23 protein-coding genes are annotated in these 23,971 nt (G+C 68.5%); 7 read left to right on the forward strand and 16 right to left on the reverse strand.

The window, feature by feature from the left end; all coding sequences use genetic code 11:
• Window positions 1-21 precede the first annotated feature (21 nt).
• Window positions 22-1,266 carry a VanZ family protein gene (locus ACWCO2_RS02035; RefSeq protein WP_450125834.1) on the forward strand — a complete coding sequence of 415 codons (1,245 nt, stop codon included), beginning with the start codon at window positions 22-24 and terminating at the stop codon, window positions 1,264-1,266.
• A 1-nt stretch (window position 1,267) separates the two neighbouring features.
• On the opposite strand, the gene ACWCO2_RS02040 is transcribed toward ACWCO2_RS02035, so the two are convergent.
• The 3 genes from ACWCO2_RS02040 to ACWCO2_RS02050 all read right to left on the reverse strand — a co-directional run bounded on the left by ACWCO2_RS02040 (window position 1,268) and on the right by ACWCO2_RS02050 (window position 5,792).
• Entirely contained in the window at window positions 1,268-1,762 is a 495-nt protein-coding gene (locus tag ACWCO2_RS02040; RefSeq protein ID WP_450125835.1) for a cupin domain-containing protein, read from the reverse strand.
• Window positions 1,763-2,060: 298 nt separating this feature from the next.
• Entirely contained in the window at window positions 2,061-3,377 is a 1,317-nt protein-coding gene (locus ACWCO2_RS02045; protein ID WP_450125836.1) for an MFS transporter, read from the reverse strand.
• Window positions 3,378-3,938: 561 nt separating this feature from the next.
• Window positions 3,939-5,792 carry an alkyl/aryl-sulfatase gene (locus ACWCO2_RS02050; RefSeq protein ID WP_450125837.1) on the reverse strand — a complete coding sequence of 618 codons (1,854 nt, stop codon included), beginning with the start codon at window positions 5,790-5,792 and terminating at the stop codon, window positions 3,939-3,941.
• Window positions 5,793-6,133: 341 nt separating this feature from the next.
• On the opposite strand from ACWCO2_RS02050, the gene ACWCO2_RS02055 reads away from it, so the two are divergent.
• Window positions 6,134-6,766 (forward strand): TetR/AcrR family transcriptional regulator, encoded by a 633-nt coding sequence (locus ACWCO2_RS02055; protein ID WP_450125838.1) that lies wholly within the window; start codon window positions 6,134-6,136, stop codon window positions 6,764-6,766.
• A gap of 32 nt (window positions 6,767-6,798) precedes the next feature.
• Here ACWCO2_RS02055 and ACWCO2_RS02060 read toward each other — a convergent pair whose 3' ends face one another.
• Both ACWCO2_RS02060 and ACWCO2_RS02065 read right to left on the reverse strand, forming a co-directional pair.
• Window positions 6,799-8,751, reverse strand: coding sequence for a vWA domain-containing protein (locus tag ACWCO2_RS02060; RefSeq protein ID WP_450125839.1), 1,953 nt, complete (start codon window positions 8,749-8,751; stop codon window positions 6,799-6,801).
• The gene (locus ACWCO2_RS02065; protein WP_450125840.1) at window positions 8,751-10,151 is read right to left on the reverse strand and encodes a sigma 54-interacting transcriptional regulator; all 1,401 of its coding nucleotides are present in this window, start codon (window positions 10,149-10,151) and stop codon (window positions 8,751-8,753) included. Before ACWCO2_RS02065 ends, ACWCO2_RS02060 begins: the two co-directional genes overlap by 1 nt.
• Before the next feature lie 132 nt (window positions 10,152-10,283).
• Between ACWCO2_RS02065 and ACWCO2_RS02070 the strand changes: the two genes are divergently transcribed.
• Complete coding sequence (locus tag ACWCO2_RS02070) at window positions 10,284-11,522, forward strand: serine hydrolase domain-containing protein (protein ID WP_450125841.1); 1,239 nt, start codon at window positions 10,284-10,286, stop codon at window positions 11,520-11,522.
• Window positions 11,523-11,726: 204 nt separating this feature from the next.
• On the opposite strand, the gene ACWCO2_RS02075 is transcribed toward ACWCO2_RS02070, so the two are convergent.
• The 3 genes from ACWCO2_RS02075 to ACWCO2_RS02085 form a co-directional block, all read right to left on the reverse strand.
• The gene (locus ACWCO2_RS02075) at window positions 11,727-12,230 is read right to left on the reverse strand and encodes a maleylpyruvate isomerase N-terminal domain-containing protein (RefSeq protein WP_450125842.1); all 504 of its coding nucleotides are present in this window, start codon (window positions 12,228-12,230) and stop codon (window positions 11,727-11,729) included.
• A gap of 208 nt (window positions 12,231-12,438) precedes the next feature.
• Window positions 12,439-12,783: a helix-turn-helix domain-containing protein gene (locus ACWCO2_RS02080; protein ID WP_450125843.1), complete on the reverse strand. Its 345-nt coding sequence runs from the start codon at window positions 12,781-12,783 to the stop codon at window positions 12,439-12,441.
• A gap of 98 nt (window positions 12,784-12,881) precedes the next feature.
• The gene (locus ACWCO2_RS02085) at window positions 12,882-13,331 is read right to left on the reverse strand and encodes an Hsp20/alpha crystallin family protein (RefSeq protein ID WP_450125844.1); all 450 of its coding nucleotides are present in this window, start codon (window positions 13,329-13,331) and stop codon (window positions 12,882-12,884) included.
• 271 nt (window positions 13,332-13,602) lie between these two features.
• Between ACWCO2_RS02085 and ACWCO2_RS02090 the strand changes: the two genes are divergently transcribed.
• On the forward strand, window positions 13,603-14,238 hold the full coding sequence (locus ACWCO2_RS02090; RefSeq protein ID WP_450125845.1) for a hypothetical protein: 636 nt from the start codon (window positions 13,603-13,605) through the stop codon (window positions 14,236-14,238).
• 261 nt (window positions 14,239-14,499) lie between these two features.
• Here ACWCO2_RS02090 and ACWCO2_RS02095 read toward each other — a convergent pair whose 3' ends face one another.
• The 7 genes from ACWCO2_RS02095 to ACWCO2_RS02125 all read right to left on the reverse strand — a co-directional run bounded on the left by ACWCO2_RS02095 (window position 14,500) and on the right by ACWCO2_RS02125 (window position 20,555).
• Window positions 14,500-15,957, reverse strand: coding sequence for a hypothetical protein (locus ACWCO2_RS02095; RefSeq protein ID WP_450125846.1), 1,458 nt, complete (start codon window positions 15,955-15,957; stop codon window positions 14,500-14,502).
• A 50-nt stretch (window positions 15,958-16,007) separates the two neighbouring features.
• On the reverse strand, window positions 16,008-16,349 hold the full coding sequence (locus ACWCO2_RS02100; RefSeq protein WP_450125847.1) for a helix-turn-helix domain-containing protein: 342 nt from the start codon (window positions 16,347-16,349) through the stop codon (window positions 16,008-16,010).
• Window positions 16,346-17,467 (reverse strand): tyrosine-type recombinase/integrase, encoded by a 1,122-nt coding sequence (locus tag ACWCO2_RS02105; protein ID WP_450125848.1) that lies wholly within the window; start codon window positions 17,465-17,467, stop codon window positions 16,346-16,348. Before ACWCO2_RS02105 ends, ACWCO2_RS02100 begins: the two co-directional genes overlap by 4 nt.
• 74 nt (window positions 17,468-17,541) lie before the next feature.
• The gene (locus ACWCO2_RS02110) at window positions 17,542-17,937 is read right to left on the reverse strand and encodes a hypothetical protein (protein WP_450125849.1); all 396 of its coding nucleotides are present in this window, start codon (window positions 17,935-17,937) and stop codon (window positions 17,542-17,544) included.
• A gap of 193 nt (window positions 17,938-18,130) precedes the next feature.
• Entirely contained in the window at window positions 18,131-19,075 is a 945-nt protein-coding gene (locus tag ACWCO2_RS02115) for an MBL fold metallo-hydrolase (RefSeq protein WP_450125850.1), read from the reverse strand.
• 113 nt (window positions 19,076-19,188) lie between these two features.
• Window positions 19,189-19,983, reverse strand: coding sequence for an SCO1664 family protein (locus tag ACWCO2_RS02120; RefSeq protein WP_450125851.1), 795 nt, complete (start codon window positions 19,981-19,983; stop codon window positions 19,189-19,191).
• Between the two features lie 5 nt (window positions 19,984-19,988).
• The gene (locus tag ACWCO2_RS02125) at window positions 19,989-20,555 is read right to left on the reverse strand and encodes a DUF3090 domain-containing protein (protein WP_450125852.1); all 567 of its coding nucleotides are present in this window, start codon (window positions 20,553-20,555) and stop codon (window positions 19,989-19,991) included.
• A gap of 213 nt (window positions 20,556-20,768) precedes the next feature.
• Here ACWCO2_RS02125 and ACWCO2_RS02130 point away from each other — a divergent pair, with 213 nt between their 5' ends.
• Window positions 20,769-21,701 carry a S66 peptidase family protein gene (locus ACWCO2_RS02130; protein ID WP_450125853.1) on the forward strand — a complete coding sequence of 311 codons (933 nt, stop codon included), beginning with the start codon at window positions 20,769-20,771 and terminating at the stop codon, window positions 21,699-21,701.
• 88 nt (window positions 21,702-21,789) lie between these two features.
• On the opposite strand, the gene ACWCO2_RS02135 is transcribed toward ACWCO2_RS02130, so the two are convergent.
• On the reverse strand, window positions 21,790-22,353 hold the full coding sequence (locus ACWCO2_RS02135; RefSeq protein ID WP_450125854.1) for a CGNR zinc finger domain-containing protein: 564 nt from the start codon (window positions 22,351-22,353) through the stop codon (window positions 21,790-21,792).
• Between the two features lie 75 nt (window positions 22,354-22,428).
• On the opposite strand from ACWCO2_RS02135, the gene ACWCO2_RS02140 reads away from it, so the two are divergent.
• Together ACWCO2_RS02140 and ACWCO2_RS02145 are read left to right on the forward strand one after the other, a co-directional pair.
• Entirely contained in the window at window positions 22,429-23,286 is an 858-nt protein-coding gene (locus ACWCO2_RS02140) for an alpha/beta fold hydrolase (RefSeq protein WP_450125855.1), read from the forward strand.
• A gap of 35 nt (window positions 23,287-23,321) precedes the next feature.
• Window positions 23,322-23,951, forward strand: coding sequence for a uridine kinase (locus tag ACWCO2_RS02145; RefSeq protein ID WP_450125856.1), 630 nt, complete (start codon window positions 23,322-23,324; stop codon window positions 23,949-23,951).
• Window positions 23,952-23,971: the final 20 nt, after the last annotated feature.

Raw genomic sequence — 23,971 nt, forward strand, 5'->3', positions numbered from 1 at the left:
AGGCTATTATAGTCATGTTCTGTGTCAAGCGTCCACCTACTGCCCATCAAGACAGCAGCGCTCATCTTCCCGTTGCTCGCCCTCGTCCTGTTCCTGCCCGCCGCGGTGGTCACCTACCGACGACACGGCATCATGTCGAGCTGGCGCACGCTTTCGTTCTACAGCTTCCTGTTCTACGCGCTCACCACGTTCTTCATGACCCTGATCCCGCTGCCCTCGCAGGCGGTGGACGCGTGCGTGAAGTACCGGAAGATGGCGGAGCCGCAGCTGGTTCCCGGAAACACCTTCGGCGACATCTGGAAGGAAGCCGGCGGCGAGGTCAGCTTCAGCGCCCTCGTCCTGCACAACGCGGGTGTGTGGCAGGCGTTGCTGAACGTGGCGATGCTGGTACCGCTGGGCATGTACCTGCGCTACCACTTCAAGCGCGGTTTCGCGACCACCGCCGCGATCGGCCTGGCGGCGTCGCTGTTCTTCGAGTTCACCCAGTACACCGGCGTGTGGGGCCTCTACCCGTGCCCGTACCGCCTGACCGACATCGACGACCTGATCACCAACACCGGCGGCGCGATGCTGGGTTGGTGGATGGCCGGTCCGGTGACCCGCTGGCTGCCCGCTTTGGACTCCATCGATGACGAAGCCCTGGCCCGGCGCCCAGTTCCGCTGGGCCGACGCATGGTCGCCTTCCTGGTCGACCTGTCGATCCTGCCGTTCGCGATGCTGTTCTGCACCCTGGCGTCCGCGCTCCTCCTCGTGCCCAGCCTGTTCCCCAGCCTGCTGCTGACCCTGGTGGTGTACTACGTCCTGCTGCCCTGGGCCCTCGGAGGCACACCGGGCAAGAGGTTGCTGCTGCTGAAGCTCGTCGGCCCCGAAGACGAACGCCCCGCCCCGTGGCGCCTGCTGCTCCGCGCACTGCTGCTCGCCCTGCCGATGCTGCCGCTCGCGACGCTGATGCCAGCAGCCATGATGGCGGCCCTCAGCCTCCCGGGCGAGATTCTGCTCGGCGGCGCCCACGCCCTGATAGACGAGCCGAAGGAACTACTGAAGGCGATCGCCGGCGCATCGCAAACCCTGCTGATCGGTTTCCTGATCCTCGCAGCGATCGGCGTGCTGTTCGTGGTGTTCTGCGTGGCCCTCTACCGCCACCCGAAGCACTACGGCATCCACGAACTCCTCTCCGGCGTCCACAACAAGGCCCTCCCCCACAAACGAGCCCGCCACGCTCCGGAACCGGAACCGGAACCGACCATCGCCATCCCGACCGAGTGATCTAGGCGCGGTGAAGAGCACCTTCGAGCTTGAAGCCGCCCTTCACCACGACTCGTGGACCATCAGCTGAGGTTCTGGCCACCTTGGTCATCGGTCCCCCCGCATCACCGGTATTCATCTTTCCCGCCGGTTCGAACAGCAGGATCGCAGTCTCCTCGTCCGCCACGGGGCAGTGCTCGACCCCGCGGGGAACCACGAACAACTCGCCAGGTTCCAGCACCACGTCGGTGTCCCTGAGCTGGATGGTGAGCCACCCGCTGATGACCAGGAACAGTTCGTCGGTGTGCCAGACGAATTCCCCTCCAGCTTGGCCAACTTGACCTCGTAGTCGTTGATCGCAGCCACTTTCTTCTGCGACCACAACTCGCTGAACTGCGCCAGCTTGTCGGCGAGGTTCACAGGAACAGCAGACGTGGACATCCAGGGGTCCTTTCTCGAATCCGGTCACCCGGAGCGGCGCGACAGCCCCTCCGACCGGTTCACCAGCCTGCTGCACCGGGACGGCTCCGGTCTTGCACGTTCCTAGCGTGAGCGCAGACCGACCCCGCACGTCCGTCAGGGCTTGGAGGCCGTCGGTCCCCGGAATCGCCGATACGTCGCGGGTGGACCAAGACGGTACCGATTTCCCGAGATCGAGGGGCTAGCGGCGGCGCTTGGCGTGGAGGTAGTCGCCGACGACTGCGGCGCCCAGGCCGTCGGCGGAAGGGGCGAGGACTCGGCCGCCGCCGCGGCGGGCTAGCAGGTTGAGCCGTCAGGTCGACCAGCTTGCAGTGTCTGCGGCTAGCCAGCTCTCATCAATAACCACGTTCCGCGCGGGCTGCCAGCTTGGCCGCGTCCCGGTCGGAGTTGACCAGCACCAGCGCCGCCAGCCCGCCGATCAGCAAGGCGACGCCCAGGATCAGGAAGCCCTGCCCGTAGCCGTCGGCGGACTTCTCGCTGGCCCCGACCAGCTTGCCGATAACGACCGGGGCGATGATTCCGCCGAGACTGTAGAAGGCGGTGACGATGCCGAACACGGCGCCCCGCTGCCTGGCCGGTGCCACATCGGCCAGGCCAGCGAACGCGATGCCGTAGCCCGCCGGAGTCAGGCAGGAGGTGAGCACGATCAGGACCATCTGCAGGACGCCAGCCTCCAGCATGGAGAAGGCGATCGTGGTCAGGCCGCCCGTCAGCACCAGGGCGCCGGGCAGCACGCCGCGGGTGACCCGGTTTGAGAAGCCGCGCTTGGTCATCATGCGGGAGACGACGCCGGCCGCGACGATGGCGATGGCCGCGGCCAGGTACACCAGCGCGACCAGCTTGCCGGTCGCCTCGGCACCATAGCCCAGGCCCTGGCGCAGGTAGAGCGGCAGCCAAGTGGCCTTTACCGCGGTGGTGGCGTACGCGGAGAAGACCAGCAGCATCAGGCCGATGACCGTACCGGTGCCGAGCAGCCGGTACATCGGGACGCGGTCGGGCAGGACCGCCACGGGCATCGCCTCGCCGTGCCCGTGGCCGCCAGCGTCGGCTGTCAGGGGGCCCTCGCGGCCGATCAGCAACCACAGCGCCGCCACCAGCACGCCGACCACGACCAGCACGCCGAACGCCGCGTGCCAGGAGTGGGTTGCGATGACCCAGGTCAGCACCGGGGCGGCGATCACCGGGCCGAGGCCGGCGGCGGCAAAGAGCAGGGAGGTCGGGACCGCCCGCTTGTTGGCCGGGAACCAGGAGTGCGTCACGTACATGGCCAAGGCGGTGGTGGGCCCTTCGGCGAAGCCGAGCATCACGCGGCAGGCCACGATGAGGGTGAAGCTAACCTGTCCGATCATGGGGGCGAGGCTGATCGCCCACAGCACGGCGATGCCGCCGAGCAGCCAGCGGACCTTCAACTTGCCGACGAGCCAGCCGCCGACGATGCTGCCGATCGCGAAGAGCCAGAAGAAGCTGCTTTGGATGATGCCGAACTGCTCAGGGCTTAACGGCACCTCCTTCATCATGTCCACGCCGACGAGGCCCACGACGATCTTGTCGGCGTAGTTGACAAGCGTCAGGAGGAAGAGCACCGCAAGGATGCCCCAGCCCTTGCGTCTGAGGGCGGAACCGTCCACGACGTCGAGCTGATCAATGGTCATAGGGATCTCCAAAGTGCCGCGGCGCACAGGGCGGAGAAGTCGGCGACCGGGAACCACGGCGTGTGGGGCATGTGCAGAACTACCGAGTCGCCCTGCTGCGGCGTGGGCGACACCGGCGAGCACCGCGTCTTACCCGACCAGTGGGTAGTCCAGTGAGCGCGGCATGCCGGTCAGCCGGTCATCGGAGCGAATCCTCTTCGTGGAGTCGCGAGCATGGTGTTGGAGCCTCTGTGGAGGTGGGACTTCAACAGGCGGCGGATTCCCTGTCATGGGGTACCAGTTCTGGAAGGTGCCAGGTGCTGTCGAGAACCGAGGACGGGGCGCCGTAGACCCGCAGGCTGGTGTGGAACGGACCGTCGGGCGCGGGCAGCCAGTTGGCCGGCCCGGTCGGGGCCGGTGGGCTTCTCACTCTGGATGGTGGAGAGTCAGACCCCGTCGGGGTTGTCGACGAGCCGCCGTTCGGGAAGCCGGTAGAGGGTGACCGGCCAAAGAACCGCGCAGGGGCAGCTGTCTCGGTCCGAAGTGGATGGTGTAGTCGCGGTTGGCCGCGTGGGCCGAGTGCTACGGAGTGGCGATCGCGAAGGAACCTGGTGGGGTCTCCAGCAGGTCGTACAGCGTCGTCAGCGCGGTGATGTCTCCTTCCAGCTCCATGGTGGAGTCCCCGAAGGTGGTGTGTCGGGCCAGGACGCGGTTGAGCTCGGTGCGGGTGAGCCGGAGCGTCAGATGGGGGGCTTCCCCGCCCGGGGCGTCACCAAGCATGGGGGTGAGGACGCCGTTGGCCATGAGGAGTGTCCAGACCTCGCCGCTGTCGGTGAACTCCCAGCGCAGAAGCAGCCGGTGTGCCGCGGCGCGGGGGCCGTTGAGGCGGACAGCCATCGCCTGGAAGATCTGCTGGTTGGACAGGCCCACAAGCTGGTGGAGGTTCTCGCTCAGTCCCCATTTCTGCATGACGCTCTCACGAGCCATGGTGCGCAGTTCCTGGGCCCCGGTGAGGTAGAAGTTGCGCCAGGTGCCGTTTTCGGCGCCGTAGGCGAGCTTCTCGAAGGTGCGGGCCTGGAGTCTGCGGGCCTCGGCATGGTCGGGGTACGCGAAAACGACGTGGTTGAGGACCTCGGCGACCCAGCGGTAATCGCCGACGTCGAAGCAGGCATGGGCCTTCTCGACGGTGGTGTCCGCACCGCCCATGAACTCCACGTACCGCCTGCCCGCCTCCACAGGTGGGTGCGGCCACAGGTGAGCCGGGTTGCCGTCGAACCAGCCCATGTAGCGCTGGTACACGGCCTTGGTGTTGTGGCTGAGCGAGCCATAGTAGCCGCGCAGATGCCAGGCCCGGCCGAGGTCGCCGGGCAGCTCGGACAGCTCCTCGGCGATCTCGGCGGCCGTCAGGCCCTGATTCATCAACCGCACCGACTGATCATGGATATACGAGTACGCGTCGCGTTGCTCGGACAGCAGCCGCAACAGCTCCGCACGGCCCCAGGTGGGCCAGTTGTGAGAGCCGATCAGGGCTTCGGCGTTCTCGCCGAATAGCCGGATGGTCTCGGTGAGGTAGTTGGCCCAGGCGTGGGCGTCGCGCACCAGAGCGCCGCGCAGGGTGCCCAGGTTGTGCTGGGTGCGCACGACGTTGTCGGCGACCAGGAGAGCCCTGTGATCGGGGAAGTAGAAGTTCATCTCCGAGGGGGCTTCGGCGTCCGGCGTGAGCTGGAAGACGAACCGGACCCCATCAAAGACCATCTCCTGGCCGGTCTCCGTGACCGTGACAGTCGGCGGGATCAGCCCGACGGTACCGGTGGAGATGCCCTGGGCGACGCCGAAGCCGACCATGCCCTCCTGGCCCGCGGGAAGCGAACTCCCGTACATATACACGGCGCGGCACCTCATCGCAGGGCCGACGAAGGCGTTCTCCCCGACGTTCTCCATGAAACCGGAGGGGGCGATCACCGGCACCCGACCTGCGGCGACGTCCTCAGCGGTGGTCACCCCGGGGGCCCCGCCGAAGTGGTCGGCGTGGCTGTGGGTGTAGACCACGGCGGTGACCGGACGGTCGCCGCGGTTGCGGCGGTACAGAGCGAGCCCCGCTGCCGCGCACTCCATGCTGGTCAGCGGATCGATGACGATGACGCCGCGTTCGCCTTCCACGAGCGTCATGTTGGAGATGTCCAACCCGCGCACCTGGTAGATCCCCGGTACCACCTCGAACAGGCCTTGGAGAGCATTGAGGCGGCTCTGCCGCCACAGGCTGCGGTTAACGACCTCCGGGCAATCCTGCTCCAGGAAGCCCCATCGGTCGTTGTCCCAGACGACGCGGTCGGCCGCGTCGCGGATCACGCAGGGATCCAGCTTGTCGATGAGACCGCGGGTGGCGTTGGCGTGGTCGGAGGCGTCGGCCCAGTTCAGTTCCGGATGATCGGTCATTCGGTCCTCTTTCCCATGAGGCGGTTGGAAGGGGAGGGGCAGACCGTGGGGCGGCCGATGGACAAGGGCTGGCCGGAATCCCTGGCGGTGTGGTGCGGGAGGGCGTGGTCCCGTCCGTGCGAGCCCACATCCATGTGATCGGTGGTCTCCAGCAGTTGGGTCAGCAGCTGGTTGTGGGTGAGTGCCACGTGGAGCTGGATCAGGTGCGATAGAACAGAATCAGCGACTTAAGTCACATGTATGAGAGATTAAGACGTTAGCTTTAAACTGGCAAGGCATAAGGTTCAGAAAGAATGGGGCCGGCGACCGTACCGTCCCCGAGCGCAGGAGGGCGGAATCTCATGGGTGCGACGGCGGAGGACACCCGCGGGAGGCTTCTCCTCGCCGCCGAGCGGCTCTTCGCGGAGCGCGGGATTGGCGTGGTCTCCCTCCGCGAGATCGCCACTTCCGCCGGCGAGCGCAACAACTCCGCCGTCCTGTATCACTTCGGCAGCAAGAAGGGGCTGGTGATGGCGCTATTGGAGGACCGGATGGGCGGCATCAACGAGCGCCGGCTCCGCATGATCGCCGAGATGCAGACCCAGGGCCGTCCTGCGGACCTGCGCTGCCTTCTCGAGGAACTCGTCTTCCCGCTGGCCGTCGGCGTCTCCACCGGTATGACCCACTACGGGCGCTTCCTCGCCCAACTGGTCGCCGACCCCCAGTACAGCTCGTACGACTGGGAGTCCGCCGCCAGTTTCCGGCTGGTCCGGCAGGGCATCCGCCGCTGCCTCGCCGAGCTGCCCGAGCCGGTGCTGGAGCAGCGGCTCCGCATGCTCGGCCTGGTCCTGGTGCACACCGCGGCCGACCACGAGCGAAGCGGCGACACCTCCCCCGGCGAGGACCTCCCGTCCTGGGCGGTGCCCTTCGTCGACGCCGCCGAAGGGATGCTCACCGCACCCGTCTCCGCCGCTGGCGCCGCCGGCAGCCGCTAGTAACACCTCCGGGGCAAGACGTGACCGAGTGGTCAGCGGCGGCGCTTGGCGTGGAGGTAGTCGCCGACGACTGCGGCGCCCAGGCCGTCGGCGGAAGGGGCGAGGACTCGGCCGCCGCCGCGGCGGGCTAGCAGGTCCACGAAGGCTGCCAGGCGCGGGTCTTCGCCCAGCATGAACACGCTCAGCGTGGTGCCCAAGCGAGTTAGGGAGTCCACTTCGGACAGCGTGACCGCAAGGGTGTGCGGGTCCGGCGGGTATTGGAAAACCGCTTCGCCGTCGGGTTCCAGGTGGGCGGTGGGCTCGCCGTCGGTGACGACCAGGACCACTGGTTTGGCGTCCGGATTTCGGCGCAGGTGGCGACCCGCCAGCAGCAGTGCGTGGTGCAGGTTCGTGCCCTGCTCCCAAACGCCTTCCAGCGCGGCCAGCTCAGCGACGTCCACAGTGGATGCATAGCGGCCGAAGGTGACCAGCTGCAGCGCGTCGGAGCGGTATCTGGTGGACACCAGGTGGTGCAGCGCCAGGGCGGTGCGCTTCATCGGCACCCAGCGGCCGTCCTGCACCATCGACCACGACGTGTCCACGCACAGCACCACGGCCGCCCGCGAGCGCTGCTCGGTTTCGGCGACCTCCAGGTCCTCGATGGCCAGCCTCGGCGACTCCGGTCCTTCGGCCGCGCGGCGCAGCACCGCGTTGCGCACCGTCCGCGAGGCGTCCCACGGCTCGGAGTCGCCGTAGCTCCACGGCCGCGTGGTGCCGGTGAGCTCCCCCGCCGCACCCGCGCGGTCGGTGTCGCGCTCGCCGCGCCGCGAACGCAGCTGCGAGACCACCGAGCGCAGCGCGGTTTCGCCGAGCCGCCGCATCGCGCGCGGGCTCAGCCGCAGGCTGCCATCGGGTGCGCGCTGCAACATGCCCTGCTCGCGCAACTGCCGCTCGATCTCCGACAACCGCTGGGCATCCACCACGGCTTGCGGTCCGAGCTGCCGCTCCAGCGCCTCCAGGTCGATGTCGGCCAGGCTCGCGCCCGGGTACGACTGCCCCAGCTGCTCGGCCAGCCGGTCCATCTCGCCGAGCTCGGCCATTGCCGCCGTCGCCTCCGCCAGCCCCATCGGCTGATCGCCGCGGAACCGCGCCCGACCGCTCCAGTCCTCGCCCGGCCGCAGCTGCTGCAACTGCTGGTCCAGTCGCTGCAACGCCTGCGCGATGCGCGGATCGCCGAAAGCCTGCTGGGACAACGCCATCAGCTCGTCGCGCTGCTGCGCGTTCATCGAGTTCAGCAGGCGCTGGGCCGCGGCCGACCGCGCCGCGAGCGCGTCGATCAGCTCGTCGACGTTGCGCGGGTTCTCCGGGAAGAACTCGCCGTGCCGCGCCATGAACTCGTCGAACTTCTGCGGCACGTCGTCATCGCCGCGGGCGTGCGCGGCCAGCAGCGCCGACAGGTCGTCGAGCATCTCCCGCACCCGCTCGACGTCCTCGGGCGTGACCTGCTCCATCGCCTGCTTGACGCCCTGGAAGCGCTGTTCGAGGAACTCGGTGCCCAGCATCTGCTGGATCTCCTCGAAGGTCTCCCGCGCGTCCGAGGAGCGCCAGTCGTAGTTGGTCAGCTCCGCGACCTGACCGGCCACGTCCGGCGGCAACGCGTCGAGCTGGAGCTCGCGGAACCGCGCGTCCTCGCTGGTATCGGCCGCCAGCGCGAGCCGCTCCTGCTCCAGCGCCCGGTCCAGCAGCCGCCGCACCTCGGCCATCGTGCCGTCCAGGCGGTGACGTCGTTGCAGCTCGCTGCGCCGCTGCCACAGCCTCCGGGTCAGATCGTCGAGTCCGGAGGCGTCACGGGTGCCCGTGCGCAGCAGCTCCTCGAGCGCGGAGCGCGGCGAGGCGCCTTCCATGACGTCGCGGCCGATCTGGTCCAGCGCGGCGCGCAGGTCCACCGGCGGTTCCAGAGGATCGGCCCCGCCGTGCCAGGCGTTGTACCGGAACCGCCGGGACATCAGCTGTACACCGACCTGTCGTCCTCGGCGTCCTTGCCGAGTTTCTTGGCCAGGAACAGCGATTCCAGCGCCATTTCCACGGCGCTGGCGATGCGTCCGGGCGGATCACCGGCCCGCACCTCGAGCCGTTCGGCGACCTGGTGCAGCACCGGCAGCTCCGGCAGCGCGGTCAGCACGTCGTGCCCGGACACGCGCTCCCCGGTGGCCACCGGGTGGCCGTCGGCCACGGCCTGGGCCAGCGACTGGAGGTCCAGCCCGGCGAACAGACCGCGCGCGGTGTCGGCCACCGAACGGCGCAGCAGGTAGCCGAGCAGCTCGTCCTCGCGGCCCTCCTCACCGGCCTCGAACTCGATCTTGCCGCGCAGCACCGCGGGCACCGCGTCCAGATCGACCGGGCGCGCCACCGCCGGGTGCTCACCGGTGACCGCGGCGCGGTGCAGCGCGGCGGCGGAGACGGTCTCGGCGGCGGCGATGGCGAACCGGGCCGACACCCCGGAACGCTGGTCCACCGCGGTGGATTCGCGCAGGTGACCGACGAACCGGGCCAGCACCTCCAGCAGGTGATCGCCAACCTCGGCGGGCAGGTCCGCCTCCTGGCGCACCAGCGCCACCTCGTCGTCGACGTCCAGCGGGTAGTGGGTGCGGATCTCCGCGCCGAAGCGGTCCTTGAGCGGCGTGATGATCCGGCCCCGGTTGGTGTAGTCCTCCGGGTTGGCGGTGGCGACCAGCAGCACGTCCAGCGGCAGCCGCAGGCTGTAGCCGCGGACCTGGATGTCGCGCTCCTCCATCACGTTCAGCAGCGCGACCTGGATGCGCTCGGCCAGGTCCGGCAGCTCGTTGACGGTCACGATGCCGCGGTGCGCGCGGGGCACGAGTCCGAAGTGGATGGTCTCCGGGTCGCCCAGCGACCGGCCCTCGGCGACCTTGACCGGGTCGACGTCGCCGACCAGGTCGCCGACCGAGGTGTCCGGAGTGGCCAGTTTCTCCGCGTAGCGCTCGCTGCGGTGCCGCCAGGCCACCGGCAGCTCGTCACCGAGTTCGGCGGCCCGCCGCCGGGAGGCCGGGGTGATCGGCTGCAGCGGGTGCTCGCCGAGCTCCGAACCTTCGATGACCGGCGTCCACTCGTCCAGCAGTTCGGCGAGGCTGCGCAACAGTCGCGTCTTGCCCTGCCCGCGCTCGCCGAGCAGCACCACGTCGTGCCCGGCGATCAGGGCGCGCTCCAGCTGCGGCAGCACGGTCTGGTCGAAGCCGACGATGCCGGGCCACAGCGCGCGGCCGGAGCGCAGCGAGGTCAGCAGGTTCGCGCGCACCTCGGCCTTCACGCTGCGCGGAACGTGGCCGCTGGCCCGCAACTCCCCCGCCGTGCGGGGCAAACCAGGGGGTGGGGTCGGATTCGTCACCCTTCCGACGCTACCTGGCGGGGCCGACGCACGCGGGGATAGCGAAAATTTTTCGCATGCCGGACGACTCGAGGTCGTTCGCAACGTGTAGAAACACAACATAGGCCCGATGACCGTCGCAAGGAGGTCGCAGTGAGCGTGGAAATCGAGGTTGACCCCGGTGAAGTCGGCTTCGACGCGGCCCGGCTGCAGCGCATCGACCGGCACTTCGCGCAGTACGTCGACACCGGCAAGCTGCCCGGCTGGCTGGTCCTGGTCGCCCGTCACGGCAAGATCGCGCACCTGGGCACGCACGGCATGCGCGACGTCGAGACCAGCGCACCCGTGCTGCCGGACACCCTGTTCCGGATCTACTCGATGACCAAGCCGATCACCTCGACGGCGATCATGATGCTGCTCGAGGAAGGCGCCCTCCAGCTCACCGACCCGGTCAGCGACTTCATCCCGTCCTTCGCCGACCTGCGGGTCTACACCGGCGGCAGCGCCCGCGCGCCGCAGACCCGACCGGCCGGCGAGGAGATGCGGATCTGGCATCTGCTGACCCACACCTCCGGGCTCACCTACGCCTTCCACTACCTGCACCCGGTCGACGAGCTCTACCGGCGCTCCGGATTCGAGTACGGCATGGCCGACGACCTGGACCTGGCCGGCTGCTGCGACGAGTGGGCGTCGCTGCCGCTGCTGTTCGACCCCGGCACGGCCTGGAACTACTCGGTGGCCACCGACGTGCTCGGCCGGATCGTCGAGGTCGCCTCCGGGCTGACCCTCGACGAGTTCTTCCGCACCCGCATCTTCGAACCGCTGGGCATGACCGACACCGGGTTCGCGGTGGACCGCGCCGAGGCCGACCGGCTGGCGACCCTGTACGTGGCCGACCCGCAGGGCCGGGCCCGCCGCCACCCGCACCACGACGAGGCCCACGCGGCCGCCTTCGAGCCACCCAAGGCGCTCTCCGGAGGCGGCGGGCTGTTCTCCTCGGCGCGCGACTACCACCGGTTCACCCAGATGCTGCTGCGCAGGGGCGAGCTGGACGGCGCCCGCCTGCTGGGCAGCCGCACCGTGGACTACATGACCCGCAACCACCTTCCCCGCGGAGCGGACCTGGAGACGATGGCGCTCGGCTCGTTCTCCGAGTCGGCCAACGCGGGCAAGGGCTTCGGCCTGGGCTTCTCCGTGGTGGACGACCCGGTGGCGAGCAAGGTGCCCAGCTCAGCGGGCGAATTCGCCTGGGGCGGCCTGGCCAGCACGGCGTTCTGGGTGGACCCGGCGGAAGACCTCACGGTCCTCTTCCTCACCCAGCTGATGCCCTCCAGCACCCACCCGATCCGCCCCCAACTCCACCAACTCGTCTACCAAGCCCTCGTCGACTGAGCAGGGCCCACCGGGACGCAACGAACTTCGCCCCATGACCATCCTCGAACAGCGACACAGCAACCACACGCCGCTGCTTGGACAACGAACTACCGATACGCGAACTGCTCCCCCACGAGCTGGGGCTGGATTTCCAGTCCAACTACCGGGGAGCAGTTCACCACGCCCACGGGGATCATTCTTGAATGAGTCGACCGTTCTTGGTCAGAATGCCGCGATCACGGCGGGAGCCCGTTCCCTCCTGGACAGCGCGCGCAACACCGATGCGGTGCCGTGACGTCCAGTAGCGATGCTGGCCAACGAGCTGATCACTATCTCTGCGACATCGTCGGGAACGGCAGGCGTGGCCAAATCCAAACTCACTGCGAGGTCATCGAGATGGACGGCGAGCTCGATCAACCTGGTGAGCAAACACTGGTCGAGTGGCAGAACCCACCGATCAAAGACGAGCACCGGTTGTTCCGCCGGTAGAGCGGCAAGTCGTGGTGCCAATCGTGCACGGGCTGCGTCGAAGCGCTCAGCAAGGTCTGTTGGGCCAAGACCAGCTGCTTGCTCGCCACGGGCACGAATGCGCCGCTGTCCCGCATGGTCGACGTCGAACTCTGGCTCGCCTGCGACTGGCGGAGTCCCGTATTCAACTGTCGCGAATTCTCTGGCCGATAAGCGTGCTGCCGACACTGCGGCAGGACGTGCGGCGCTGGGAGTCATGGCAGCGCTCTCAGCTTGGTGCTTTCAACTGAAGTTTTGATCCCGCAGTCTCGACGATCTGCGGCCCACGGCACGGACCCGAGGTTTGGGACCAGACGTGCGGGTGACAAGGGGCTTGAGGAACATCGGAACTGTGATTCTTTGACCGGTGATCCGGCTGGGTCGGTGCCCTCGTCTTGTGCACCGGCAGGTGCGGGCCCTCGATACTTCACGCTCGGGGCGTGTGCCGGGGTGGGGTGTCGAGGGCGGCCAGGGGCTGCCGGGTGGTGGTGAGGTCGCGTTCGAGTTGGGCGATGCGGCAGGCGGCGGTGAGGATGGTCAGGTCGCTGTCGAGGAGTTCGCGCACGCGGGCGGCGAGGGTGAGTTCGGTGCGGCTGTAGCGGCGGTGCCCGCCGGTGGAGCGGTCGGGGGTCAGCAGCCCGGCGGCGTCCAGGCTGCGCAGGAAGTCGGGGGTGACGCCGAGCATGTCGGCGGCCCGGCCCATGGTGTAGGCGGGGTAGTCGGCGTCGTCGAACGCGGTGCGCGCACGCTCCGGTGAGCGGGAGTCGACCATGATCCGTGGGTGCCTTTCGTCGTGGGAAAACGCCGGGCCCGGACACACGCCTGGCGTGTGTCCGGGCCCGGGCCGGAAGATGTGGCGCCCGCTGGTCGTCATTCGGCCGGGGCGCCTTCGATGACCTTGCGGCCCCCGCCGTGGCCGACCTCGATACGGCGGGGCTTGGCCTGCTCGGCCACGGGCAGGGTCACGGTGAGCACCCCGTCGGTGTAGTCGGCGGTGATGTGGTCCAGATCCAGGCCATCGCCCAGCGACAGCTGCCGGGAGAAGGCGCCCCGCGGGCGTTCGGCCGCCAGGTAGCGGACCTCGGCGTCACCCTCGCCGCCAGTGCGGCCGGGGCGCTGGGCGCGCACGGTCAAGGTGTTGTTTTCCGCGTGGACCTCCAGCGACTGCGGGTCGATGCCCGGCAGGTCGAACTCGACGACGTAGTTCTCCCCGGACCGGTAGGCATCCATGGCCATGGTCTGCGGCATCCGGCTGCTGCCGAACACCTCGGTGGCCAACCGGTTGAGATCCCGGAAGAACGGATCCAACGACATCGTCATAACTGCCCACACTCCTTCGTTGTCGGTTCCCGCCCGACCGCACAAGTGGGCCGGGTCTTGTGGAAGGGCGGCGGCCCCGCCGCCACACCGGAGCCAGGAGGGAGAACTGACGATGCGCGGTCACCTCCTTTTCGCAGGTCAAGAGCTTCACAACCAACCACTGCACGTCCTATTCTGGAACCACCGAACCAACTTTTCAAGGCCAGTCATCATCACCTATCTGGGTTAACAGACCCGGTTACGAGAGTTTTACGGAAGGTGGTGAACGGTGATGGCGGTGTTGCACGCGGTCTACCGCAGCGACTGGGAGCCCCGGTGCCGGTGGCGGGGCTGGCTGCCCTCCCAGGGCATCGCTTTGGGAGCCGACACCTTGGGGCAGGCCCAGCGGCTGATGAGCGCTGCCGTCGCGCGCAACGGGCAACGCGAGCAGTGGGTCGAGCACACCGAGCACCCGGCCGGGGATGGCCTGTGGGTGCGCCAGGCCCTCGACGAGCGGGTGCTGGAACGGGAACACGCCACCCGGGTGCTCATGGAGGCATTGGACGATCGACGGCTGCGTGCCCGCCTGGCCTGCCTCCCGGACTGCCTGTTGGGCGGGGTGGTGGTGTGCGTCTGCGTGCCCGGCGACGCCCTAGGGTGGATCCTCGGCCAGTACGACGGCGAGGGCGCGCTGGTGGTGGCCGCCGCGGTGACCAACCACCAGGTGTGGTGGAACGCCCTGGTCAGCGCCACCGACACCGGCCGCGTCGACATTCCGGTCGCGGGCAGTCTCGCCGACCTGGACCTGGCCGATCCCGACATCACCGTGGACGAGTGGATGAGCGCTACCGAGTGCGGGCGCGTGGTCACCCTCACCCCGCGCCACGAACCCGCGGCACGAGGCCCTGCGCGTGGTCCGAGGTCGTGACGCAGGTTCTCCGACCCGCCGGTGCACTAATTGCCTGGTCAGGGGCATCGTGGTGCCGCCCGAATCCACTTGAATGCGGGCGGCACCACAGGCCGCTCCTAGTCGTTCTCGTCCTCGTCCGGGGTCACCGGGTTACGGGGCCAGGAACGAAATGGCGGTCGTGCACGTGACCTGGACGAAACCGGGGGCGATCCCCCTTGGCCGCGGCTCGCGATGCGGCGACCGAGTGATCGCGTAGATGCCTTCAGCGATGCCTTCAGCTCAGCTGTTCCCGAGGCGGTCGTGGTCCCCGGAGGCGTAGCTCTTCCAAGTGGATCCGGCCTCGGCGGCCAGAAGTTCGGTGGTGTTGGGGTGGTAGCCGAGCATTCCGGCGACGACGGGGGCGGGTGCTTGGAGGACAAGCTGGCGGATCGTGGTGGTGCGGCCGTCGCGGCTGGGGAGGCCTAGGTTGCGCAGCCGGAGGCGTAGCGAGGTGGTGTGCAGGGGTTGGCCGGGGCGGCGGCCGGGGAACAGGAACGGGTTGGTCGCGCCGCCGGCGGTGGTGAGGTTCAGCCGGTTGTCGAGGTAGCGGGTCAGCACCTCGGCGAACGGCGGCGGAACCGGCATGGGCGGGTCGCCGAGCCGCAGCAGCACTTGGTCGTCGTCGCGGATGATGTCATCGGTGGTCAGCTGCGCGATCCGGATCAGTGGTTGGGCGTAGAGCAGGATCAGCAGGGCGAGTACGCGATCGGCGTCAGGGATGGTCTCGTCGGTGAGCACCCGGCGGACCTGATCAAGACGGTGGCGCTGGCTCAATCGCGTGGCGGTCGAGCGCGGCGACATGGGCAGATGTAGGCGGGGAAGTTCGTGTCGCTGGAGCGCCCACCGTAGGAACTCGCGGGAGCACTTGGAATCCCGGTTTTCCGCGGTGAACCAGCAGTCGATGTCGGTTTGGGTGCATTCATCAAGTCGTCGTCCGTGTGCAGCGAGGTCGTCAAGGAACAGCGCGGCGACCCGGAGTAGACGACGGGCGTTGTTGGCTCGGTAGGAGTTGATGGGCTGCTCGCGGGCGGTTTGGCGTAGTCGGCGCAGCACGTGCCAGGTGGCGAACCGCTCCAGCAGCTTGCGGTGCGCAGGGTCGTTGATCGTCGCCAGCCAGTCGGGAAGCCATTGCTCGAACAGCAGCAGGAATCGGTCGACGGGTGGGAGAACACCGCAGTCGATGAGCAGGTCGCGCACGTAGATGACCGATCTCCGGGGGCGCAGTCTGCTCAGGCCCTCGTGGGTGAGCGGGACCTCGCTGCGGGCCAGAGCGGACAACACCGAGACTGGGGCTTCGCGGCGCAGCCAGGTCAGTCGACTGGCGGGCCAGCTCATGGCGTGAATCAGGTGAAACAGCGGTTCCAGCTCGGGGCGCACTGCGCCGCTGCCGTCGTCGAGCAGTTCGGTCAGCCGGTCCGCGAGCACGCATCGGGCGCAGGCGTCGGCGCGGTAGCCAGGTCCTTCCTGGCCGCAGCGACGGCAGGTGAAGTCACCAAGACCGCCGGCGCAGTCGGTGCAGATCGGGCTGCCGTCCGAGGTACGGCGGCCGGGAAGTAGCCGGTCGGTGGCGCAGTCCCCGCAGCGACCGTAGGTGTTGATCGCCTGTTCGTAGCAGGCGACGCAGACGGGTCCTTCCGGCCAGCCCCACCGGGCACGAAGCCGGTTATCGCCCTTGATTTTGGCGTAGTCACTGCACACGGGGCGCCCGCACCGCGCACAGACTCCGCTGGTGGGCAGGTGGTCCTGGTTCATTCAGCTGGGGTGATCCGGGCGCGTTTGGGACGTAGCTCAGCGACGTTCGGTGGCGCCGGGGCGTCGTCGGTGGCGGTCTTGCGGATGCCGATGTTGGCCGCATCGGTGCTGATCAGCTCGCCGGGTTCGGTGGCGAAGATGTCGCACAGCGCTGACAGCACCTTCAACGACAGACGCTCGGGCGTTCCGGTCACTAGCCGGTGCACCTGTGAGACCGACAGGTGGATACCGCGCTCGCGCAGCGGTTCCACGAGGTCGGTTGTGGCGTACATGCCATGCTCGGCCATGGTCTCCCGCAGCCGCCACGTGTAGCTGACCTCGCGCTTCTGCATCCTCATGCTCCTTTTCCTCCTGGCCCCAGTGCCTCGTCGATCGTCGCGTCCAGCGCCCGCCGCAGTGTGCGGGTGCGGTAGTCCGAGGACACGCAGGTGTAGATCGAGGTCGTGCTGGCGTGTTCGTGGCCGACCTGTTCCTGCACGAACCGCGCGTCGAATCCGTCCTCGATCAGGTGCGTCACGTAGGCCCGGCGCAGTGAGTGGAAGTCCAGCGCAGGATCCATTCCGAGCTCGTCGCGGTAGGCGGCCAGCCGCCGGTTGAGCTGTTTGTTGGCGATCCGCGGGGCGCGTTCGGAAGGCCACAGCGCCGGGTTGTGCTCTCTCCCGAGCAGTGGCCGCACCTCGGTTATCCACTGCTCAAGCACTTCGGCGACCCACTCCCACACGCACAGCACGCTGCGCCGTTTTGGCGGTGAGCCCTTCTTGGCTTTGCCGTGCCGGACGTAGCAAACGCCGTACTCGCCGAATTCCCGGCCGTGTGGATTGCAACCGAAGTCGACGACATCGAGCATCCGCGTCTCGTTGCGGCGCAGTCCGAACCCGTAGGCCGTCTTGAAGGTCGTCACGTCCCGGAACGCCGCCAGCCAGCCCTTGCGGCCGGCAGCGCGTTTGCGTGCGATCTCCTCGTCGGCGTGGTCGAACAGCGCCTGCAACTCCTCGCGGGTGAAGGCCCGTCGCTGAGGCTCGGCTTCGATATCGGCGACATGCGCGGCGGCGTTGACCTCGTTGATCACCTGCACTGGATGCGTGCCGAACCGCTGCTCACACTCTGCGGCCCATCCGTAGGCCGGGTCGGTGAGGAACGAGCAGAACGTCCGCAGCGCACCTTGGTAGCCGCGCACGGTGGACTTCGCGACGTGGTGCACCGCGCGCAGATCGGTGAACCATTCGTCGGCCAACTGCGGGCTCCATTGCCACGGGTATTCCCCGGCGTGCTCGAAGAAGCGCCGAACCTGGCGCTGCTGCGCCTCGACTGTCGAGCGCGCCAGGTTGCGCGCCAACTGCTGGTTACGCCAGCCCTCCAGCATCGCGGCGAACACCTGCTCCTCGGGGTGCAGCAGTGGCACCCCGTCGGCGAGATGCAGCCCAACCGAGCCCGGAAACCCGTCATTCTTGCGCACTGGACCCGCCTTCCACAGATCGCATCCAGCGCGAGTATGTCGCATCAGATGCGATCTACGGAAGGTGGCCCTGGTCAACAACCATGCGAGCCAAGCTGAACTTCAACGACCCCGTATGTTCCGCTACGGTCGAGCGTGCGCGAGCACATCATCATCCCAGCTTGGGGGTTTCGAGTGCACCGCTTCCGCGCCGTTCGCAAGGTGGCGCGAGTTCTCATCAGATGCGATACGTCCTGGTTACGCAAGAACTGCAAGAAGTACTGCACCGCGCTGATCGATTCCGTACCGTCAGGAACGGGGCTGTCGAGGAAACGTTCTACGTTGAACACCGCGTTGGCTAAATGACCGGCCAGGCCGCTGACGCGGAACTCTTGCAACGCGCTGGGCATCGTCCAGCGATCCGCGAGTTCGGGGGTGCGCAGCAGCGGCGAAGTGATAGCCGCGACGGCGAGGAACCCATCAGCAATCATGCTGAGCAGACTAGCTCCGTCGGAGCCACACGACGCGGATCTCCAAGCAAATGACGTCGAGTTGACTGGGGCACTCGCCCGCCGCCCCCAGACCCCGGCAGGTCTCCGACTGGATAACGGTGGCGCAACGAAAACCCAGTCGCTATGGCACCAGGAAGTGCTCACGGGGTCTTGGCGTCACCTGGTGGTGTGTTCAGGGCTGGAGGACGCGGGATTCGCCGACTGCGAGGTCCCAGAGCTGCTCCGGGTCTCGACCCGCTTCGCGCCAGGCCTTGCGGATCCGGGTCAACGGCTCCACGACCGGTTCGCGGGTCAGCACGAAGGTTCCCCAGTGCATCGTCGCCGCGTAGGTCGCTCCCAGGTCCGTCACCGCCTGGACTGCCTCCTCCGGATCCATGTGCACCGGCTTCATGAACCAGCGCGGGTCGTACGCACCGATCGGCACCATCGCCACGTCGATGCCCGGGTAGCGCTGCGCGATCTCGGCGAAATGCGGGCCGTATCCGGTGTCGCCGGCGTGATAGACGCGGTGGTCCGGCCCGGTGATCACCCAGCTGCCCCACAGGCTCCGGCAGGTGTCGCGGGGGCCTCGACGGCTCCAGTGCTGGGCCGGGGCGAAGTCGAAGGTCAGCCCGGCCACCTCCGCCGACTGCCACCAGTCCAGCTCGACGACCTCGGTGAACCCTCGCCGCCGGAACCAGCGGCCCAGCCCTGCGGGCACCAGCACCGGCGTCGAGCGCGGAAGGCGCTGGATCGTCGGAGCGTCCAGGTGGTCGTAGTGGTTGTGGCTGATCACCACCGCGTCGACCGGCGGCAGCTCGCTGAAGGCCACGCCCGGCGGGGTCAGCCGCCGCGGCACGCCGGGGATCCGGGACGACCACACCGGGTCGGTGAGCACCGTGACCCCGCCCATCCGGAGCACGTACGTGGCGTGCCCGACCCAGCTCAGCGCGGTGTCCTGCGCGGCGATCGGGGTCAGTCCGCTGCGCAGCACCGGGATCTGATCGGCGTCCTCCACCCTCCCCTGGAACCCGCCGGTCCACATCAACCGCATCACGTCCCGGAAGCTGGGCAACGGCGAATGCAGTCGGTCGGCGTAAGAGGCCTGGATCTTCAACGGCTGGTACTCGTTTCGCACCACCCCAGGTTGCCTTGCCCCCGCCGGACCCCGCAGCGCGCCCACCTCACAGTTTCAATTGAAACTGTGATCCGTCGTGCCTGGGATTTACAGTTTCAATTGAAACTGTGGAATCAGAACGCCGGCCAGGGGATCGCGGGCCACTCGTCGGAGGGTGCTGGGAAGACCCCGGACTCCAGCAGACGTTCGATGCGGGTGCTGACCGCCTGGACTTCCTTCGGCGTGATGTGCTCGGCCAGTTGAGCGGCCAGGTCGCCCTCCAGCAGGGCGCGCAGCTCACCGAGCCGGTCGACGGCGTCCTCCGGCAGCGGCTGGCCGATCCAGCCCCACAGCACGGTGCGCAGCTTGTCGTCGGTGTTCAGGCTGACGCCGTGGTCCACGCCCTGCACCCGGCCGTCCGACGCGTGCAGGACGTGCCCGCCCTTGCGGTCGGCGTTGTTGATCACCACGTCGAGCACCGCGAGGCGCCGCAGCTGCTCGTGGTCGGCGTGCGCCAGCACCACCGGATCACCGTGGTGGTCCTGGGCGCGCAGCACCGGCAGCCAGCCCTCCGGCACCTCGTCCGGGGCGACGATGTCGACCAGCTCGGAGTCCTGCTCGACGTCCACCCACAACTGCACCATGCCCGGCCCGAACGGGCCGTCGCGCAGCACCGTCAGCGGGATCAGGTCCCAGCCGATCGCCTCGGCCAGCAGGTAGGAGCCGACCTCGCGCCCGGCCAGCGTGCCGTCCGGGAAGTCCCACAGCGGACGTTCCCCGCGCACCGGCTTGTAGACGCACTCGGCGGTCACGCCGTCGCTCTCGATCCCGCAGAACAGCGTCGCGTTCGACGCCTCGACCAACCGCCCCTGGACGTCCAACTCGCCGTGCAGGAGCAGTTCGCGAACCGCTGGATCACCGGCGCGCACGCGCCTCAGACCTCTTCCGAGCGGCGGTAACCGTTCTGGCGCGGGCAGATGTGGCCGCTGGGGTCCAGAGGTTCGGAGCACAGCGGGCAAGGCTTGCGACCGGCGTTGATGACGCGCTCGGCGCGCTCGGCGAACGCCCGCGCGTGCGTGGGGCTGAGGAACACCCGCAGCGCGTCGGGGCCTTCCTCGGTGTCGTCGAGGACCACCGACTCGTCGATCTCCTCCTCGGTGACGGCCAGCAGTTCGACCACCACCGCCTCGGTCTCGGCGTCCCAGCCCAGCCCCATGGTCCCGACCCGGAACTCCTCGTCGACCGGGACCGCCAGCGGTTCGGTGTCGACGAGCTCGTCGGGGGTCTGGTTGGGCAGGTCGGCGTGGAAGCGCCGCTGCACTTCCTCCAGCAGCGCGCCGATGCGTTCAGCCAGCACCGACACCTGCTGCTTCTCGAGCTGCACGCTCACCGTGCGGACGTCCTCGGACGCCTGCAGGTAGAAGGTGCGCTCACCGGGTTCCCCGACCGTTCCGGCGACGAACCGGTCGGGTTGACGGAAGACGTGGATGACACGAGCCATGACTCCTCCGACACTAGGCCACCGAGCGCACGCGGTGCGCGACTGGCCCCCGTTTTGTTCGACACCGCCGCACCACGTGCCGGTCTACCCGCAGAATCCGCCCGTCGACCACCGATTTCGCCGGTGTTCGCCGTTGGCGAACTGCAGCGCGCCACGCCTGGTACCGATAATCTCTCACCGCCGGTTGTCAAGATCGCGGGATGGAGCACGCCGATGAGCATGCGCGAACTACGTCGCCCGCCGAGGTTGCGCACCGGTGACGCGGTGGCGGTCGTCGCCCCGGCAGGCCCGGTGCCCGAAGAGCTGCTCGAAGCCGGACTCGACCACCTGCGCGCCTGGGGTCTGGAGCCGCGCGTCGGCAAGCACGTCCTCGACCGCCACCCGCGATTGCCCCACCTGGCGGGCAACGACGCCGACCGGGCCACCGACCTGCAGGAGGCGTGGTGCGATCCGGACGTGACCGCCGTGCTCTGCGCGCGCGGCGGCTACGGCAGCATGCGGATCCTGGACCACCTGGACTGGACGGCGATGACCGCAGCCGGGCCGAAGGTGTTCACCGGCTCCAGCGACATCACCGCGCTGCACGACGCCGTCGCCACCCAACTCGGCCTGGTCACGGTGTTCGGGCCGATGGTCGCCACGCAGGCGTTCACGGAGGACCCCGCGGCGCGGGAGCACTTGCGCCGCACCCTGTTCCAGCCCGAGTCGGTCACCATCCTGACCCGCTCCACCGCGGACGCCCTGGTGCGCGGACGCGCCCGCGGCACGACGTACGGCGGCAACCTCAGCATCGTCGCGGGTTCGCTCGGCGCTCCTGACGCGCCGACCCCGCCGGAACGCGGCATCGCGATGCTGGAGGACATCACCGAGAAGCCGTACCAGTTGGACAGGTTCGTCACCCAGCTGCTGCGCGCGGGCTGGTTCGACCACGCCGCGGGCATCGCGCTCGGTTCGTGGACCGAATGCGGACCGTTGGAAGAAGTCCGCGCGGTGATGTCGGATCTGCTGGGCGGTCTGGGTGTGCCGATCCTGTGGGAACTCGGCTTCGGCCACTGCGTCGCGCAGCGCACCATCCCGCTCGGAGTCGCGGCCGAACTGGACACCGACGCCCAACGCCTCTCCATCCTCCAACCCGCCCTCCTCTGAACCCCCTGCCCCAGAAAGCAAGTTCCATGGAAATCGCGCGTCTGATTTCCATGGAAGTTGTGCTCGACCGGTCGCCCGACGGCGGAGCTCAGGATCCGGTTTTGCGGCGGGCGTAGTGCTGGCGGGCTTTGGCCCGGTTGCCGCATCTCGCCATCGAGCACCACTGGCGGTTGCGCGCCGGGGAGGTGTCCAGGAAGCGGAGTCCGCAGCGGTGGTACGCGCAGACCGCGACTCGCGGAAACGGTTCTGCCGCGAGCAATTCGATCGCGTCGACGGCCACCGCCGCCAGCGCTGCGCTTACCGGGTCCTGCGGGTCGGGGCGAAACGTCGTCACCGATCCGTCCAAACCCACGCGCAGTTGGATCGCAGGGCTCTCGCCGCGGGCGACCTCGTTGATCAGCTCCACATCGGATTCCGCGATGGCCGTGCCCTGCGCGCGAGCGTGCACGGCACGGTCGATCGCCTCGCGGAGTTCCCGCGCGGTCGACACGTGCTCGCCGGTGGGCGCTGACGTGTCGAGCCCGACTTCGTGCAGCCATTCAGCCAGCAAGTCCGGCGCCACCAACAGCTCCCGGCCTCCGCGGTAGCGGTCGCGCAGCGTGTTGACCAGGTCGAGGCAGAGCCGACCGCCGTCCCAGATCCAGTCGCTCACCCTTGCCCCTCCCATCGTCGTCGTCCTAACATCCTCATTCTAACCATCTAAGCCAGTTAGAGATGGAGTCGATCTATGCCGTCCGACGAAGTTGCCCTGGTCAACGGGCTGCGCGTGCACTACGCGAGAGCGGGCACCGGGCCAGGCCTGGTGCTGTTGCACGGCTGGCCGCAGACCAGCCACTGCTGGCGCAAGCTGATCCCGGAGCTGTCCCGCACGCACACGGTGATCGCACCTGACCTGCGCGGATACGGCCACACCGACAAGCCTCGCGACGGCTACGACAAGCGCACGATGGCTACCGACATGGCCGAGCTGGTGGCGGCGCTGGGCTTCGAGTCGGTCAGCGTCGTCGGCCACGATCGCGGCGCGCGGGTGGCGCACCGCTGGGGCCTGGACCGGCCTGATCAGGTCGACCGGTTGGCGGTGCTGGACATCGTGCCGACCCGCGAGATGTGGCGGCGGATGAACACCGAAGCGGCGACGGCGTACTGGCACTGGTTCTTCCACCTGCAGCCGGACCTGCCGGAACGCCTGGTCGGCGACGACGTCGCGGGCTACCTCGGGTACTTCTTCGAGCGCTGGACGGTCAACCGGCAGGGCCTGGAGTCCTCGGCGATCGACGAGTACGTGCGCGCGTTCTCCGCGCCGGGAGCGCTGCGCGCCGGGTTCGACGACTACCGCGCATCGTTCCCCCTCGACAGCGAGCACGACGACGCCGACGCCGAAGCGGGCCGCAAGCTGACCATGCCAGTGCTGGCGCTGTGGGGATCAGCGGGCCTGCCCGCGAAGCTGCCGATGCGCGAGATCTGGCGCGACTACGCGGAAAACCCGACCTGCGCCGAGATCGCCGACTGCGGGCACTTCCTGCCCGAGGAGCGCCCCGAGCAGGTCTTGACGCACCTGCGGGAATTCCTGGCAGCAGCTGCGTAGTTGATAGCGTCAGCGGCTGGATGAGAGGAGAGCACGTGCGAGTTCGACCTGTGACGCCCGAGCTGTTGGCGGCGGAAGTGGTCGACCGCATCGACGCGCTCCCCCGCCGCTGGGCGCGGATCGCGGTGGACGGCGCCCCTGCCGCCGGAACCTGCGACCTCGCCGACTCCCTGGTCGAGCCGCTGCGCACCCGGGGCCGCGAAGTGGTCCGCGTGCGCATGGCGGACTACCTCCGCCCGGCATCGCTGCGCCTGGAACACGGCCACCACGACCCGGACTCGTACTACGAGAGCTGGTACGACCTGCGCGGCCTGACCCGAGAAGTGCTGGATCCGTTGTCCGACAATGGAAACGGTCGAGTCCTCCCCGCTCTCTGGGACGCCGGGGCGGACCGCTCCCCACGCCTACCCCGCATCCAGCTCCCCAACCGAGCAGTGGCCATTGTGGACGGTCCACTTCTGCTCGGCGCGGGCCTGTCCTTCGACCTCACGATCCACCTCTGGCTCCCGGAAGCAGCCCTCCACCGCCGAACCCCGGAAGCGGACCACTGGACCCTCCCGGCCTTCCACCGCTACACCGAAGAAGTCACCCCGGAACACCTCGCGGACTACGTGGTCAAAGCCGACCGGCCAGGCCACCCCGCAGTGGTGGAAAGCCTCGACTGAACCACGAGGCTCCCAAATTT

This window comes from Saccharopolyspora sp. NPDC002376 (assembly GCF_053593195.1).

Excerpts from the sequence above, each read along its gene's own strand:
- ACWCO2_RS02045 (WP_450125836.1), bottom strand. The coding sequence starts at position 3,377 with ATGACCATTGATCAGCTCGACGTCGTGGACGGTTCCGCCCTCAGACGC.
- ACWCO2_RS02085 (WP_450125844.1), bottom strand. The coding sequence starts at position 13,331 with ATGACGATGTCGTTGGATCCGTTCTTCCGGGATCTCAACCGGTTGGCC.
- ACWCO2_RS02090 (WP_450125845.1), top strand. The coding sequence starts at position 13,603 with ATGGCGGTGTTGCACGCGGTCTACCGCAGCGACTGGGAGCCCCGGTGC.
- ACWCO2_RS02110 (WP_450125849.1), bottom strand. The coding sequence starts at position 17,937 with ATGATTGCTGATGGGTTCCTCGCCGTCGCGGCTATCACTTCGCCGCTG.
- ACWCO2_RS02100 (WP_450125847.1), bottom strand. The coding sequence starts at position 16,349 with ATGAGGATGCAGAAGCGCGAGGTCAGCTACACGTGGCGGCTGCGGGAG.
- ACWCO2_RS02140 (WP_450125855.1), top strand. The coding sequence starts at position 22,429 with ATGCCGTCCGACGAAGTTGCCCTGGTCAACGGGCTGCGCGTGCACTAC.
- ACWCO2_RS02060 (WP_450125839.1), bottom strand. The coding sequence starts at position 8,751 with ATGTCCCGGCGGTTCCGGTACAACGCCTGGCACGGCGGGGCCGATCCT.
- ACWCO2_RS02130 (WP_450125853.1), top strand. The coding sequence starts at position 20,769 with ATGAGCATGCGCGAACTACGTCGCCCGCCGAGGTTGCGCACCGGTGAC.
- ACWCO2_RS02080 (WP_450125843.1), bottom strand. The coding sequence starts at position 12,783 with ATGGTCGACTCCCGCTCACCGGAGCGTGCGCGCACCGCGTTCGACGAC.
- ACWCO2_RS02125 (WP_450125852.1), bottom strand. The coding sequence starts at position 20,555 with ATGGCTCGTGTCATCCACGTCTTCCGTCAACCCGACCGGTTCGTCGCC.
- ACWCO2_RS02050 (WP_450125837.1), bottom strand. The coding sequence starts at position 5,792 with ATGACCGATCATCCGGAACTGAACTGGGCCGACGCCTCCGACCACGCC.
- ACWCO2_RS02075 (WP_450125842.1), bottom strand. The coding sequence starts at position 12,230 with ATGACTCCCAGCGCCGCACGTCCTGCCGCAGTGTCGGCAGCACGCTTA.
- ACWCO2_RS02055 (WP_450125838.1), top strand. The coding sequence starts at position 6,134 with ATGGGTGCGACGGCGGAGGACACCCGCGGGAGGCTTCTCCTCGCCGCC.